Origin of the sequence: Treponema porcinum (genome assembly GCF_900167145.1) — a bacterium.
Classification (GTDB): Bacteria; Spirochaetota; Spirochaetia; order Treponematales; family Treponemataceae; genus Treponema_D; species Treponema_D porcinum.
Genome location: NZ_FUWG01000002.1, coordinates 44,195 through 59,474, shown reverse-complemented (window position 1 = coordinate 59,474; position 15,280 = coordinate 44,195). Strand labels below are relative to the sequence as shown.

General features: G+C 42.2%; 17 protein-coding genes and 1 tRNA gene. 8 read left to right on the top strand and 10 right to left on the bottom strand.

What is annotated here, in order from left to right:
- Positions 1–19: 19 nt before the first annotated feature.
- The 9 genes from B5D55_RS00280 to B5D55_RS00240 form a co-directional block, all read right to left on the bottom strand.
- Positions 20–424 carry a hypothetical protein gene (locus B5D55_RS00280; RefSeq protein WP_078931984.1) on the bottom strand — a complete coding sequence of 135 codons (405 nt, stop codon included), beginning with the start codon at positions 422–424 and terminating at the stop codon, positions 20–22.
- A 23-nt stretch (positions 425–447) separates the two neighbouring features.
- Positions 448–1,125, bottom strand: coding sequence for a hypothetical protein (locus tag B5D55_RS00275; protein ID WP_143593107.1), 678 nt, complete (start codon positions 1,123–1,125; stop codon positions 448–450).
- A 46-nt stretch (positions 1,126–1,171) separates the two neighbouring features.
- Positions 1,172–1,810: a rhomboid family intramembrane serine protease gene (locus B5D55_RS00270; protein WP_078931982.1), complete on the bottom strand. Its 639-nt coding sequence runs from the start codon at positions 1,808–1,810 to the stop codon at positions 1,172–1,174.
- Entirely contained in the window at positions 1,807–2,910 is a 1,104-nt protein-coding gene (gene dgcA, locus B5D55_RS00265; protein ID WP_078931981.1) for a diguanylate cyclase DgcA, read from the bottom strand. The genes B5D55_RS00270 and dgcA overlap by 4 nt, the downstream gene beginning before the upstream one ends.
- 40 nt (positions 2,911–2,950) lie before the next feature.
- A complete protein-coding gene (locus B5D55_RS00260; RefSeq protein WP_078931980.1) occupies positions 2,951–4,522 on the bottom strand; it encodes a DUF5312 family protein in 1,572 nt (523 codons plus the stop codon).
- Between the two features lie 82 nt (positions 4,523–4,604).
- Entirely contained in the window at positions 4,605–5,282 is a 678-nt protein-coding gene (locus tag B5D55_RS00255; protein WP_078931979.1) for an MgtC/SapB family protein, read from the bottom strand.
- 22 nt (positions 5,283–5,304) lie between these two features.
- Positions 5,305–6,033: a hypothetical protein gene (locus tag B5D55_RS00250; protein WP_078931978.1), complete on the bottom strand. Its 729-nt coding sequence runs from the start codon at positions 6,031–6,033 to the stop codon at positions 5,305–5,307.
- 56 nt (positions 6,034–6,089) lie between these two features.
- Positions 6,090–7,076 carry a tRNA dihydrouridine synthase DusB gene (gene dusB, locus B5D55_RS00245; RefSeq protein ID WP_078931977.1) on the bottom strand — a complete coding sequence of 329 codons (987 nt, stop codon included), beginning with the start codon at positions 7,074–7,076 and terminating at the stop codon, positions 6,090–6,092.
- On the bottom strand, positions 7,076–7,855 hold the full coding sequence (locus tag B5D55_RS00240) for a TatD family hydrolase (protein WP_078931976.1): 780 nt from the start codon (positions 7,853–7,855) through the stop codon (positions 7,076–7,078). Before B5D55_RS00240 ends, dusB begins: the two co-directional genes overlap by 1 nt.
- A 286-nt stretch (positions 7,856–8,141) precedes the next feature.
- On the opposite strand from B5D55_RS00240, the gene B5D55_RS00235 reads away from it, so the two are divergent.
- Genes B5D55_RS00235 through B5D55_RS00220 form a run of 4 tightly spaced genes read left to right on the top strand, consistent with a single transcriptional unit; the run spans position 8,142 to position 11,101 of the window.
- Entirely contained in the window at positions 8,142–9,164 is a 1,023-nt protein-coding gene (locus tag B5D55_RS00235) for a M23 family metallopeptidase (protein ID WP_078931975.1), read from the top strand.
- 17 nt (positions 9,165–9,181) lie between these two features.
- Positions 9,182–9,595 carry a bactofilin family protein gene (locus B5D55_RS00230; protein ID WP_078931974.1) on the top strand — a complete coding sequence of 138 codons (414 nt, stop codon included), beginning with the start codon at positions 9,182–9,184 and terminating at the stop codon, positions 9,593–9,595.
- Positions 9,592–10,155: a YaaR family protein gene (locus B5D55_RS00225; RefSeq protein ID WP_078931973.1), complete on the top strand. Its 564-nt coding sequence runs from the start codon at positions 9,592–9,594 to the stop codon at positions 10,153–10,155. Before B5D55_RS00230 ends, B5D55_RS00225 begins: the two co-directional genes overlap by 4 nt.
- A 25-nt stretch (positions 10,156–10,180) precedes the next feature.
- Positions 10,181–11,101: a PSP1 domain-containing protein gene (locus B5D55_RS00220; RefSeq protein WP_078931972.1), complete on the top strand. Its 921-nt coding sequence runs from the start codon at positions 10,181–10,183 to the stop codon at positions 11,099–11,101.
- Positions 11,102–11,106: 5 nt separating this feature from the next.
- Here the strand turns inward: B5D55_RS00220 and B5D55_RS00215 are convergent, their stop codons facing one another.
- A complete protein-coding gene (locus B5D55_RS00215; RefSeq protein ID WP_078931971.1) occupies positions 11,107–11,838 on the bottom strand; it encodes a class I SAM-dependent methyltransferase in 732 nt (243 codons plus the stop codon).
- Positions 11,839–12,102: 264 nt separating this feature from the next.
- On the opposite strand from B5D55_RS00215, the gene B5D55_RS00210 reads away from it, so the two are divergent.
- The 4 genes from B5D55_RS00210 (at position 12,103) to rsmI (ending at position 15,263) form a co-directional block, all read left to right on the top strand.
- Positions 12,103–12,903: a hypothetical protein gene (locus B5D55_RS00210; protein WP_078931970.1), complete on the top strand. Its 801-nt coding sequence runs from the start codon at positions 12,103–12,105 to the stop codon at positions 12,901–12,903.
- Positions 12,904–13,081: 178 nt separating this feature from the next.
- Positions 13,082–13,154: transfer RNA gene (locus B5D55_RS00205), tRNA-Ile, on the top strand.
- Between the two features lie 106 nt (positions 13,155–13,260).
- Positions 13,261–14,487, top strand: coding sequence for an MBL fold metallo-hydrolase (locus B5D55_RS00200; RefSeq protein ID WP_078931969.1), 1,227 nt, complete (start codon positions 13,261–13,263; stop codon positions 14,485–14,487).
- A 68-nt stretch (positions 14,488–14,555) separates the two neighbouring features.
- Positions 14,556–15,263: a 16S rRNA (cytidine(1402)-2'-O)-methyltransferase gene (gene rsmI, locus B5D55_RS00195; RefSeq protein WP_078931968.1), complete on the top strand. Its 708-nt coding sequence runs from the start codon at positions 14,556–14,558 to the stop codon at positions 15,261–15,263.
- Positions 15,264–15,280: the final 17 nt, after the last annotated feature.

The following is a 15,280-nucleotide window of genomic DNA, read 5'->3' as shown; positions in this document are numbered from 1 at the left end:
TAAAATTTTACCTGTAAGACTACCGAGTGAATTTTACATGAGCGGTATATTCTGCCCATTTAATGCCACGGCTGTCTTTATAATATCTTTCTCTGTCTTTTTCCATATACTTGTAGTGATAATAATTATTATCCTTTGTAAAATCTTCAAGACAGCCAAGAATAGCGTTCATTGCTTTTCCCTGCTCGTACAGATTGTACATACATGTATAAGAAATGCGGACTTCATCGACCATAGGAGTATATTCGATGATGACTTTTCCTGTTTTATCCTCCGGGTCAAGATGCTGATTTTTCGGAGTGATAGTCTTTTTTGTAAGATCTACTTTGATTTCATCTTCAGGCAGTGCAGATGCTTCTGACTGCGCAAATGCAAATCCTGCAGCAACATACAGTGTAAGGATAACAGCTATAATTTTTTTCATAGTAAACCTCCAGATTGTACAGCTCAAAACCGAGTGTACTTTACTATTCTATCCGTTTCTAGAAAAAAATCAAGTTCAACTACATATCGTCCTGCATTTATTCCGATTTGAGGCGTTCCGCGGATAATGACATGGCCGTCAATTTCTTTTGGCTTGTTTTTCAGTATTTGTCTGTAATGTTCACGGATAGCGTTTTTCAGCGCGTCATTTGTCGCATTCGTAATGCCGTCAAATCCGTCTGCAATCATTCCTGTTCCGCGTCCTTGAATTTTTTTTGACTGTATTGAATTCCAGGCTTTCAGAGTCCATATCATCTGCGGAGTGCGCGTAAATTCTACCCAGCAGTAAACGCGGTTGTTTTCGAACCATGGCTTTGTGTATGTAATAGAACCGTCCTCTTCCTTTATCGTGTTGATTTCTTCTACGTTAAAATATTCTGCAACGCCGCGCAGCCTGTCTGACGGAGTATATTCAAAGCGCCAGCCGTAAACCATTCCGTTTAAAAGAAAAGGTGCTGTTTTTTTTAGGCGGCTTATAGGATAGTCAAACTGCCCGGATGAAGTGTCCTGCGCTTCTGCAAGTTCCGGGTATGCATCAAGTTCTGCCCACAGCGGAATTCGTATTTTTTCCGTAAAGTCCGGAGTCTGTGCAAAAACGCGTAAAAAGAAAAAAAATATTATGATTATGCAAATTCGTTTCATATTTTTGACTTCGCCGGTTCGTGCAGGGCGTTTAATGTTCCGTCCTTTATTTAAAGGCATTCTTCCATATTTTTATCGGGTTTATTCCCATCCGTATGATAAAATACAGGAACGCCGCCAGAAATCCGAAAAGGTGGGTAAAGTGCGCAATGTTCGATTTTATTCCGTAAAACTGGCTGAACAGTTCAATTCCTGTGTAGATGAGCACAAGTATCGGGGAAGGAATAGGCAGTATTCCCCAGATGTAGATGTTTGCTTTTGGAAATGCCGTTGCAAAGGCAAAAAGAACTGCATACAGCGCACCGCTTGCTCCGATAAGGATTGCGGCATATATTCCGGTAGATACGTAGAATGCAAACGAACACAGTCCGCTTGCAATTCCGCATACAAAATACATCAAAAGGAATTCTTTTGAACCGATTGCCTTTTCAAGCGGCATTCCGAAAAACAGAAGTCCTATCATATTTGACAGAAGATGTGAAAGGCTCCCGTGGATGAACATATATGTAACCGGCTGCCACAGCATTTTGTATTTTATGATGAGCGCGGGGCATAAGCCAAGATACAGCTGGATGCGCGGAAAAAAAGAGGTGGCTGCAAATATAATGCAGTTAATGATTATGAGGATGATGCTTGCCGAAAAAAATGAATATTCAAACGGTTTTCGCAGCGGATTTTTTGTCATTTTGACTCTTCGTCGTCAAGCGAAACTAGCGACGGCGGCGCATAGGTAACTCTGTTGCGTCCGTTGTGCTTGGACATATAAAGTCCCTGGTCTGCCTGATTTACAAGCTGCTTTGCTATGGTAACCGGGTTTGATTCGTGGTCGAATACAGCTACGCCGCAGGAAATCGTTACGTGCATATGCTGATTGTTGAATACAAAGTCGTGGTTTTCAATGCAGGATCGAATTCGCTCGGCAACGGCGATTGCGGCGTCTTTTGTAGTTTCGTTCAACAGAACGGTGAATTCTTCGCCACCGTAACGGCTTGCAAGGTCTTCTTCGCGCAGATTCTGCTTTATGAGAAATGCTACCTGCTTAAGGACGTAATCTCCGCATTCGTGACCGTATGTATCATTAAAATGCTTGAAGAAGTCGATGTCGAACATAATTACCGAAAGCGGCTTTTTTTCCGACATTGCGTTATCCAGCTTTTCCGTAAGGACGTTGAAGAAAAAATATTTCAGCTTGAGCTGCGTCATCATATCGGTAGACGACCGTTCAATGAGGGTTGCATTGTTGATTGCGATTGCCGCAAGCGAGCCTATGGAAAGGACAAGATTTTTTTCGTATTCCGTGTAGTCTATTCCTGTTTCCGCATCAAAATAAAAGCGCTCGCCAAGGAAAAGAATTCCGCTAAGGTGATTTTTCTGGAGCAGCGGAACGATAAGGGTAGGATTAAGCTCCTGAAAGATTTTTATTGCGGCACTGTCCGGACAGTTTTTCTGCAAAATGTCCATCGTTATTGAATTCTTGTTTTCCGTAAGAAAAGAAACAGCAGGATCTGAATATGCAATCTGATAATTCTTGTTATTGTTCGGATCCATAATATTCTGTTTTGTTTTCAGAATAAAATTGTCAGAGTTAAGCGAATCAAGAACGAATATGCCTGCATCCGCAACGTGCAGTTGTGCCATACAGGAAAAGACAATAGATTCAAGAAGGGTGTTCGTATCTATTGTAGAACTGAATGAGCGTGCAATATCAATTAACTGCTCAAGATCATAAATACGTCTTTCGTATTGAGCGATGCTGTCATCTTTCTTACAGGTTCGTTTTGCCATTTTATTACTCTCGTTTTTCCCCTTCCCCGAAATTACGCTATCAGGCGGTTATTATAACATAATTCTTCATTATTTTAAAGAAGATTTCCCATTTCTGATACTGCTGTTCAAGCAAATCTGTATTATCTTTATTCCTTGAGGACAAAAGAAGAACTTTCAGATTTGAGATTATTTCGCTTGTTGGCTTTTTTGCATCCTGTATTAAATCTACAATATGCTTGTAAATTCTATTCAGGGAGTTTGTTTCTGCGGCGATGATTTTGCTTGCCTGATTGTTTATGTCGGTTATCGTCTGGTCAAGCTTTTTTAGGAATTCAGGATTGTTCCTGCTATCCTTTATGTAGCCTTCGATTGTCTGAAGTGATGTAGAACTTTTGTTTGCAAAAGATTCTTCAAAGTTCTTGATTGTCATCACTGCTTCTTCAGCGGCATATACGTCTGCGGAAAATTCTGTTTTATATGTCGGATTATTGAAAAATCCTTCGATTACTATGTCATTGAGAAGTGAACGGACGGCTTCCGTATAATAATTTGCGATAAACGTCTTTAAAATCTGCATCGGAAGAATCCACAGGAATGACGATGCAGTATTTTTTAAAAGGCGCGTATTTATATCAGTATTGTAGCCGTACAGCGTAAGAAGCGGTGTTGAACCGAACAACTGCGACAGTTCCGAGCGTATGTTTTCGTCTTTCATTTCCGTCTTTATGCGCTGTTCGTCTGACTTGAACTTTGCCTGCATCATTTTTTCAAAATTCTGACAGGCAGACTCTTTATATACGGCAGATTTCGGGGTGTATGAATTATCTTGCCTGCAATAGCAGATGAGCTTTTTTAATTTTTCTGGAGTAAGGATGTGATTTATTACGTATGCGATTTCCTTAATGTTTTTTATGAGGGAATCTTTTGTTTCCTGTAAGGCAGAACCGTTTGAACGGAGCTGTTCAAGGGCGCAGACAGCATTTGCCATTGCATTTGTGAATTTCAGTCCGTTTATCTGGAAATACAGTTCTTCCAGCGTGCCGGAAAGCCTGTCTATAGGAGTGTCTTTGTAGGATGGCGTATATTTTAAGTCTGCGGAAATGTAGTTCGGGTCAAATACCTGAAGTATAGTTACAAAATTGAACCGGCATAAATCGTTCAGCTGTGCAAGCGAGTTAAGGGTCAGGTCTATGTTCTTGAATGCAGATGTTCCGAGTTCCGTCATAATTTTATCGATTTTTTTATGCTGACGGTCAAAAATCTGCGAAGTAGTCATATTCGGATTGTCAAGGTCGTTTTTTCGCTCTTCGTAGGAAAGTGATGCAATTATTTTCTGTTCTTCATTCGTGAATCCTGTAAGTACAAGCTGAGATTCAAACCGGCGTGCGCGCTGTCCGTTTGAACTTCCGATAGTGGTGGAGAATACTTCCAGCAGAGGTTTTGTGTTTATGTAAAGAATTCTGATTGCTTCTGCAAAATTCGGCAGAAGGCTGCCGTTCTTGAAAAGTGCCGGCTGAAATGCCCGTATTTCATTTTCCATTTTCCGTATCTGAAGCCGCTTCTGAACTTCGGGAGAATTTCTATTGAAAATGGATTCAAAAAATTCTGAAATAGCCTGAAAAATTCCCATAACGTAAGTTTAATAACAAAGTTTGCGTTTGACAACTGCCGTAAATCCAAAGAAACGGCAGATTTACCTTTTTGCGCGTCTTTCAATCGTCAGAAATTGAGATTTTTATTATTTTTCCTGTTTTCATAAGTTTTTTCGTAAGCTCGTCAAGCTTGAATTCTCCAGGCGCTTTTACGGAAAAACGCAGGACGGTACGTTCTTTTTCTATTGATTCAGACATATTTAAGTCACGCTGGATAAGTCCTGCTTCTGCAACTTCCTGTTGTACTTTCTGAATGTCGATGTCATGGTTTTCATAAACAATCGTAAGGTTTTTTGATTTTTCCGCCGGGAACAGATGGAATTCCACTTTTTCAAGGATTATAAGCGATGCAAGCGAAACGGCAAGCGTAATTCCTGCAAGAAAATACTGTCCTACGCCGCACGCTATTCCAAGAGCTGCTGCCGTCCAGATAATTGCGGCAGAAGTAAGCCCCTTTATGTTCATTCCCTGCCGCAGGATTGCTCCTGCGCCCAAAAAGCCTATTCCTGTAACTACGCCTGCCGCAACTCGTGTAGGGTCGCCGCCAGTTACTCCGGGTTCAAGCGTTATTATTGAAGAAAGCATTGCAAGAAGCGATGAAGAAACGCTTATAAGGATAAGGGTGCGCATTCCCACAGAATGCTGGCGCGTTTTCCGCTCAAATCCAAGAAGCAGTCCGCAGAAAAAACTTGCGGCAATTCGTGCAGAATATTCTATATAAATATTGCTGAAAATCATCGGCTGTCCTTTATCCTTAAAATTACTGCCTGAAAAGTGCAAAACCGGCTGGTGCTTTTGCGCCGGCTTTTATCCAGGAAGAAGATTTCTGTGCATCTTTTTTTGCATCCAGCGCGTCTATGTAGCCAGAAAGCCATTTTGCAAGCGTGCGGTCGTTCTGCATCGTTTCATTCTGGCTGTTACCTGTAACAAGCAGGATAGAAACATACTGGCTTTCTTCTGTGACGGCGGCAATGTTTTCGGCAAATGTTGCAAACGATGCTTCTGCTGCTGCTACAATGGCGTTTGCCGGCGAAGAAACTGTCTTTTTAAGGGATGCTGACCGGGATGTTTCTGCTGTCGTCGGACAGGTTTTCAGAAGAAAAATAATCCTGCTTTTTGCCTTGTGCTGCTCAATTCTGTTCAGAAGTTCAATAGTCAGATACTGATAGCCTAAAATCATTGCATCAGCTGCCGGTGCGCAGGAATCTGACGTTAGCGAGCCGAATTGTGCGACAAACTGCGGCGCGTCAAAATAAAGGATTGCGTCGTCTGCAAAATTATGGAGCGTTTCCGCCTGAATGATGACTGAGCGTGCGGAAATTGCAGAGGATTTGTTCCAGGATACTGCCTTTACCTCTGACGGAACTGATGATTCCGGGGAATCTGTTTTTCCTGCCGCAACGACATTGCATCCAGAAAGCAAAAGCTGCTGTGCAAAATCAGAGCAGAACGGAATGTCTTTTCCTGCAATTAAAATATTCTTTTCCATACGTTTTTCCTATGGGGTATTATATCAGAAGGTTTTGTTTTTTTGTAGAGATTTTTCTACGCTTTCAAAAAAGAATCAAAAATCGTATGATAGTCTCTTATTGTGGCTGCGTGAACTGTCTGCTCCCGGCGTGCCGCTCCTCCGGGAATTCCTTTTGAGTATGCGCAGAAACGTTTGCGCATTTCGCGGCAGGCAGCTTCTTCTCCTGCGTCAACTGCAAGCATTTCAAGTTCCCTGAATCCCGTTTTTATCCGTTCGGAAACAGGTATGTCCTCGTAAGAGCCGGTTTTTAGCAGCTGGATTGTCTTTGTAAAGATAAACGGATTTCCCATTGCACCGCGCGCAAACATAACGCCGTCGCATTTTGTTTCTTCCAGCATTCTGAGCGCATCTTCCGGCGTAAATAAATCTCCTGAACCGAATACAGGTACCCTTCCTTCTGCGAGTTCTACAAGGTCGCGAAGCTTCTGCCAGTCTGCTTTCCCTTCGTACCCCTGCGCTTTTGTGCGCGCGTGAAGGGTGATTGCGTCTGCACCTGCATCAAGTGCGGCGAGCGCTGCCTCCCTGTAGGTGATGTGGCTTTCGTCCCAGCCGGAACGTATTTTTACGGTAACAGCGGCTTTTCCGTCCGCCGCCTTTACTACGGCGCGAACGATTTTTCCAAGCCGCTCCGGGTCTCGTGTAAGTGCCGAACCTGCACCGGTCTTTACGATTTTCGGGACGGGGCAGCCGCAGTTTATGTCTATACATTCGCAGGCAGTTTTTTCAAGGACGATTTCAGCGGCTTTTGCCATAGTTTCGCTTTCTCCGCCGAAAATCTGAACGGAATATGCCTTTTCGTTTTGTGCACGCCGCATAAGGGAAACTGTCTTTATGTTGCCCCGGGCAAGTGCTTCTGCGGAAACCATTTCTGTGTAGGTGAACGAGGCGCCGTGTTCTACGCATATCGAGCGGAACGAGCGGTCTGAATAGCCTGCAACCGGGGCAAGAAAAATATTGCCCTCAAGCTGTACTGCGCCTATTTTTACCGGATGAAAGTACATTATGATTCCGGCAGGTTGAACACTTTACAGCTGTTCTTCCACAGCTGTGCGCTGAGTTCTTCTTCGTCCATCTCAAGCATTTCTGCAAGGAATTTTGCAGTTGAGGTGATGTATGCCGGCATAGTGCGTTTTTTCTCGCGGTATTCTGCCGGAACCATAAACGGACTTTCCGTTTCAATAAGAATTCTGTCCACCGGAATGTTAAGTACCGTTTCGTGAAGGTTACGCGCATTGCGGTACGTCAAATTTCCTGCAAAAGAAAAATAGACGTTCATATCAAGGCATTTTTTTGCGTAGTTTGCATCCTCTGAATAGCAGTGGAATATAGCACCTGCGTCAGGAATGCGCTCTGAAAGAACGTCGAATGTGTCTTTTCCTGCATCACGGTTATGAATGATTACAGGAAGATTGTGTTTCTGCGCAATTTCAAGCTGCTGGATAAAAAGTTCAATCTGCGAACGCTTGTCGCCGAACTGCTTGTAGTAGTCAAGACCTGTTTCGCCTACGGCTACGACGTTCGGATATGTGAGGTACTGCTCGATTTTGTTAAGGTAGTCTGTTCCCGGATTTGTAACTTCTGACGGCGCTATTCCTACGGCGTGATAAATGCCCGGAATTGCCTTGAGGTTAGGGTAGACCCGCTCAAAGTCGTGCAGACTGTTGTTAATGCTTACAATGCGTGATACGCCGGCCTGTTTTGCCTGCTGAATAACGCGTAATTGTTCTATAGGGTCATCGTAAATCAGCCCGATGTGAGCGTGAGTATCAAAAAATTGCATGGCTTAGCTTCCAAATGATAATTATTAAGACAGAGTCGTCTTGAAACATTCCGTTATTTTTTCAGCGTTTCTACCGATAAAGATAATATAGTAATCTTTTGTTGTCAACTTTATTCGTTCGGGGAATATTTCAATCTAAAATTTGACATCAGAATATTTACTATGATATACTTTTTCACTGCTATAAACTGGCAGTGTTTTTGTTGTGCCGTTTGGAATTTCTGCCGGCACATTCGTTCGGAGTATCCGTTCGTTTTTGACAGTTCTGCATAACAGGAGAATAACATTGGCGAGAACGCAGAAATATAAAAGAATAGAAAAAAAAATTGCTTCCAATGTGCATAATGGATTTGTCTCTTCATTTAAAGCAGTAAAACTTTTCTTTGTAAAAATATTCAAGGTATTTGACAGCAAGCTGACTGTTATGATTGTTCCCCATTCACAGGGAAAAGTAATCAATATCCAGACTAATGTGTTTGCGCTTTCGTTCGGAATGGTTCTTGTAATAGGAATTGTATTTTCATTCTTCTATTTTAACCGCAATGCCGTTTCTTCATCTATTGAAATAAATTCATTGATGAACCAGAACCGCGAAACTCTTGCAAGCCTTGACGAGCTTCGCGACGAAAACGCAAACCTCCTTCAGGCGGCAAAACGTTTTCAGGCTTCGCTTTCGCAGTCACTTTCTCTTTTGGGAATTGACCGCGGAAACAACGTTTCCCAGGCTTCGGTCAGTAACAGCGACTTGTCATCGCTTTTCAGTTCCCGGGATTCTGTAAAAGGTTCTGTAAGGGAAACTTCCGATATACGTTCGCTTACTTCCTATCTTGAAGATGCCGTTCAGCCGATTGAACAGGTTGGAAAAATGCTTGAAAATCAGAGTTCCCTGTTCAAGGAAATTCCTAACATCTGGCCGGTAACAAGTCCTAACGTTCATATTTCAATGATGTTCGGACCGAACCTTCATCCGATTACGGGGCAGTGGTATATTCACAAAGGCATTGACTTTTCTACCTGGCGGCAGGGCGATCCGATTATGGCGACTGCAAACGGACAGGTCGTAACGTGCGGCTATGATGCAAGTTTTGGAAATTACATTGTTATCCGCCACAAGCACGGTATGTATACACGCTATGCGCATATGAGTGCGTTCCGCGTAAAAAAAGGCGAATACGTAAATCAGGGGCAGATTATCGGAAACATCGGAAATACAGGCGTAACGACAGGACCTCATCTTCATTATGAGGTTCATATCGGTTCGGATGTAGTTGATCCGAGTAAATATATCAACGTAAAACTTTCAAAGTAAAAAGCAGAACAGGCAGTATGGCATTTCGTTCAGATGACATTTCAATAAACACTCTTGTAGGAAGCGGCTCCTTTGTAAAAGGAGATATGAAGGTTAACGGATTTATTCGTATTGACGGTGATATTGACGGAAACCTTGAAACAGACGGAGCTGTTATCATCAGCGAAAAGGCGCGTTTCCGCGGAAATCTTACGGCAAAATCCGTGATTGTGGGCGGAATTATAATCGGTGACATCACTGCAAAGGAAGGGGTGAAGCTGCTTTCGTCGTCTGCTGTTGTAGGAAACATCATTTCACGCAGGGTGCAGATGGAAGACAAGGTTATTTTTCACGGACACTGCATTTCCATTGAAGAAGAAAACAGGTATGCAACTGCGGTAGATACGTTCCTTCAGGTAAAGGCAATCAGGGATAAGGCTGTTATTTCATGAGTTCCATAGATCCGCTAAGCTCATCAATGTATTTTTCTGCGGCGGCTACAGTTTCCAGGGAAACGCAAAAGCAGAAAGGCAGCACTAAAACCGATAAAACAAAGAAAGCGTCATTTTCATCTATGGTGGAAAAGCAGCAGGAAATTGAGGAGCTTGCCTCTGCCGGTCTTCCGCCGGAACTGGCAGGTCTTTCCGAGGAAGAAGCCGTTTCTTTTTTGAAAGATGCGGTTGATGTTGCCGGCGATGAACTGGAGGAAAATATGACTGCGGAAAATTTTGCAAAATTCCGCCGGTCTGTGAGCCAGTTCCTCAAATATATTGAAAAAAGTAATTATGAAGTTGCAAAAATAAAACGCTTCGGACGCGAGCGTATGTATCGCGGAACAAGTCCGTTTTTTGCGGAAAAACGCAAGCCTGAGCCGTATGTGCAGGTTCAGGTGGTGAACAGGCGGCTTGATGAACTTGCAACGATGATTCTTCAGAATCACACTGAGAGGATTGAGATGCTTGCAAAAGTAGACGAAATCAAAGGTTTGATTGTAGATTTTTTTGCGGCTTAGCAGTTATAATAAAGAGCAGGTATTTATGAGTGATATTTTTGAAAACGATATAGATGAAGAAAATATGAACCTTGATGCGCTTGAGGATTCATATTCTGAAGAAGAGTCTGTTGTCGGCTATGAATTTGACCAGCCGCTGTATTGTCTTAAACTGTTTTATTCTTGCGAAAGTCTGTATGCAAAGAATGATAAAAAACTTGACCTTAATCCGGGTGATTATGTAATTGTTCCCACAAGATACGGACGTGATCTTGCACGTGTTCTTGGTCAGTCAAAAAAGCCGATGGGCGTAAAACCATCGGACGTAATTCAGATAGACCGCAAGGCATCTAAGGACGATATAGCAAAGGCTGACGAAAACAAAAAGCGCGAGGCAGAAGCCTTTAAGGTATTTAAGGAAAAAGTTGAATATCACAGGCTTGATATGAAGTTGATAGCCGTTCATTTTCTGGTAGATGAGCCAAAGGCACTGTTTTTCTTCAGTTCTGACAACCGCGTGGATTTCCGCGAACTTGTAAAGGATCTTGTAAGCGTGTTCAAAATGCGCATAGAACTGCGCCAGATTGGTGTGCGTGACGAAGCGCGCATTACCGGAGGACTGGGCGTGTGCGGACGTCCGTTCTGCTGCCATGGAGTTTCAGACAAGCTCCGTCCTGTTTCTATAAGAATGGCGAAAGACCAGAACCTTTCTTTAAATTCAATGAAAATTTCCGGTCAGTGCGGAAGGCTTCTCTGCTGCCTTTCTTACGAATTTGACTGGTATAACGAAGCTCGGAAAAAACTTCCGTCCGAAGGTCTGCGCATTTATTATGACGGAACGAATTTTAAAATTACGGAAGTCAATCCTTTAACGTCAATGGTAAAAATGCTTGGTGAGGACGGAAGGCTGCTTGAGGTAAATGCAAAGCGTTTTGTAAAAGACGGAAACCGCTGGAAGATCAATTAGGCGCGCTATTTTATTATGCACAAAAGATTTTCAGAATCGTCCGTGAACGGAGCAAGCGAAAAGCCGGAATAAAAGCTGAAATCCCTGAATCCGGCTTTTTTTCCGAACCGTATGATATCCTTGCGCACAAGAGGATATACTTCTTCGTCTACCATAATCGGACGTGTTTTTCCGTTGCCTGTTTCAAGAATTTGAGTTACGGCAACTTTTCTATCATTGCGGACGTGAATGTCCGTAGAAAGAGTTGCGCGGATGCTTTTTCGCGGAGAAAGCATGATTTTTTCTGTATGTGAAAGTTTTTCGTAATTATGGACGTGCAGTACTACAGTTCCGCCGTCTTTTAAAAGTTCCCGGCAGTCAAAAAAGAATTTTTCCATATATTCCTGATTTCGTATGTAGGTAATTCTGTTGTTCAGGCAGTATATGATGTGATAAAAATCTTTTCCAAGAAATTTGTTCATTTCAATAGTAGAAAGCTGGAAAAAACGAATGGACATAAGCTGCGTCCGGCGTTTTAGAATTGAAGATTCCAGAAGCGGCTGTGACACTTCTATTCCTGTAACGTCACAGTTATTGCGTGCAAGTGATATTTCAAGTGTTCCTGTGTTGGATGCAATGCCTAGAATGCGTACAGGAGAACGGTATGAGCCGGTAAGCTGCAAATAGAAATTCTGTATGTCTTCTGTTACAGGGAAGAGTTCATCATAATATTCAACAATGTCTTGTATACTTTCCATAATAATTCCATTTTAAGTCATATTTTCGAAAATGCAAGAAAAACTTGCGGTTGTCTGCAAATTCGGATTGGGTGATGAATTTACGTGCAATAAACCAATGTTATGGAAAGAGAATAAATCATATTATTCGTTCAAGCTTCAATTTACAATATTTGACAATTCTTATTTTTACAGTAAAATGAGAAGTTAAATAGGGTGTAGTATTGTGGATACGTCAGAATTATGTTGTTTCCACTTCTCATTAGGCAGAAAATAGGATGTTTTATGAAAAAATATTTTTTTATTTTTACAGCCTTAATTTGCGTTTTATTTCAATCTTGTGATACGTCAGTAAATCAAACAAATGCTTTAGATTTTGAGAATAAAATCAATGTTGGGACGGTAGAAACTCCTTCAATAATTGGAAAGTGGTATTATAATTCAGAAGATGATAGATATTATTATCAATTTATATCCAATGGTACGGTATATTATCAATATTATCAAAATATTGGGGCAGAAACTTCAGCATTAAATACATTTATAACAAAAACTGGTAATTGGTCATACTTGAACATTGAAAAGAATAGTTTTTCGATTAGTTGGGATGATAGCATTGCGTGTTGGTATGATATAATAAGTGAAGATAATGAAAAGCTTGTAGTAAAAAGAAGGGAAGATGGACCAGTTGGATTAGGGCTTGGCGATGTAACAAATTTATTGAAATCTGCAAAAACTGTTGTTTATACAGTTGATGAAGAAATAAAAGGTTTAATTGGAACTTGGTATTATGATGAAACAAAAAATGGTAAATCTATTAAATTTCAAGTAGATGGAATTTGTTATTGTAAATATTATCAAAATTATGGATCTGGAACTTTTAGTAACTTAAATGGTTGGGTTACAAGAAAAGGAGTATGGCATTATTCGAAGGAAAATAAACTGTTATCAATTACAATGGATAGTGAGATATCATATTATTATGATATCTCAGATTTATCTTCTACTACAGTAACATTAAAGCTTTCGAATGATAGTCCGGCAGGAACGAGTATAGTTTATTCTGCTAATCCTTTATATAAATAGAACACCTGATATTCTTTTCAAAGTTGATATAGCGGTCAAACCGAAAAATGTTTAAGCATATAATTAAAGATAACAGACAATTTCGTAAGCTTGAAAAGGCTTTCTGTTTATTGCGCTGTAACTTCATCATCTTGACCAAATGTGCTGTTTTGTGATATAGTGCACTTCACATCGATTCGGGCCATTAGCTCAGTGGTTAGAGCAGGGGACTCATAATCCCTTGGTCCTAAGTTCAAGTCTTAGATGGCCCATTTATGAAATCCATTCAGCGATGAATGGATTTTTTTTTATTCCTGCTGAATTTTGTGGCATAGCGGACTCTTTACATTATTTTTTCTGCGCAATACATTCTTTTATATGAGCGATATATATTCCCCAGAGGCGGAATTTTTCGGGGCGGATGTTGTGTTGAAGCCGGTTTCAGGGACGGACGGTGCGCAAAAGCGTGCGCGCTGGGCTGTTTTTGAAAGGCGAAGCGGTACTGATTTTTGTGCAGAGCCGTTGGGAACGGTGGAGGCGTTTCGCCGTAATGCGCGCGATTTTCCGGGTCATTCGTGCAGTATTTCCGTAGAACTGGCGGATTTTGTACCTTCTGAAAACCGTCCGGCGTTTTTTGCCGGCATCCTGCGTATTGCAGAGCGTTATTTTTACTCCGTGTTTTCCGCCGCTTCCCTTTCTGTGCGCCAGCCTGATTTACCGGAATTTGAGCGCGTCATTTTTGAAAACGGCTTTGTCCGCGCGGAAAAAACTTCTTCTGAAAAAAGCTGCTGGTTTGTAAAATGCGCTTCTGACAGCTGTTTTACGGTTTTTCCTATGTCGGAGCATATCCTTCATATTTCAGACGGCACGGGTTCGTTCTGTACGCTTGTGCGCGGAAATGAGCGCGCGCTTCTTATTGATACGTCCTGGGGAACGGCAAATCTTCCCGAACTGGTAAAAAAACTTGTGCGCACGCCGTTTTCCGTAGTAAATACGCACGGTCATCCTGACCACTGTTTTGGTAACTGCCTTTTTGACGAAGTCCTTACGCCGGAGCACGACCGCGACGTATACGCTGAGATTTTTAAGTATTCTGCGGAAAGGGATGAGTATTTTTCATCGGAAAAGGCGCGCGCCTATTATACGTCGCTTCCGTTCCCTCCGTTCAGGCCACTTTCTGCCGGAACTGTTTTTGATTTGGGCGGAGTGACTGTGCGGACGGTGCCTTTGTACAGCCACACTCACGGTTCGCTTGGTTTTCTTGTGGAACAGGACAGAATTCTTGCAGCAGGCGATTCTCTCGGAAGCCTTGTGTGGCTGTTTATGAAAGAAAGTATGCCGCTTGAAGAATGTATCAGGATATACGAATCGCTTTTTTCGTTTGAGTTTGACAGGATAATCGGAGGACACGCCAAAGTGATGTGGAAAAAATCGATTGTCAGGACGATTATTAAGAATATCCGGCAGACGCTTCTTCCCGGCTATGAGTTTGGCGGTGATGACGTTAAGGAAATTATGGGCTATAAAACAGGCGCATCTTTTTTCTGCGACGATGAAAATTCCAGCTGGGTTTTAGTCAGCGTCCGCCGTTCGGAAAAAAACTGAAGGCAATTAGCCCTGAACTGCGGCATACTGCACTTGCGGATTTGATTGATTGCAGATATAATGACGTTGTGTCAACGTTGTATATTGTAGGTACGCCAATCGGTAATCTTGGCGATATTACTTTTCGTGCTATAGAAACATTCAAGAATGTCGATGTCATTGCCTGCGAAGATACGCGTCATACGCTTCAGCTTTTAACGCATTTTGAAATACGCAAGCCTCTTGTTTCCTGCCGTTCCCAGAACGAAGAAACTGCCGCCCGGAAGATTATAGGGTTACTTGACGAAGGAAAAAACGTTGCGTATGCAAGCGATGCAGGAACTCCGGGAATAAGCGATCCGGGTGCTGTTCTTGCAGGGCTTGTACGAAAGTCCGGTTATACGGTCGTTCCGATTCCTGGCGCGAGTGCATTTGCTTCTTTGGTAAGCGTTGCAGGTGTCGGCGGAAAGACGCTTGTGTTCGAGGGATTTCTTTCTCCGAAACCCGGACGGCGGCGGAGCAGGCTTCGGGAACTTCTTGTTTCCGGGAATGCTGTTGTTTTATATGAATCTCCGTTCAGAATTGTAAAGTTGCTGACGGATATTGCCGATATTTATAGTGATCGCACGATTGTAATTGGACGTGAATTGACAAAATTGCATGAGGAAATAATTGAAGGAACAGCGGCTGAATTGCGCGATGATTTTGCCGGCAGACCTTCAATAAAAGGTGAGTTTGCAGTTTTCATTTCAGGTACAAAAAAAATTCAACTTTCTGATGAATCTACCGATAATTAAGGTAGAAGGCAGGACGA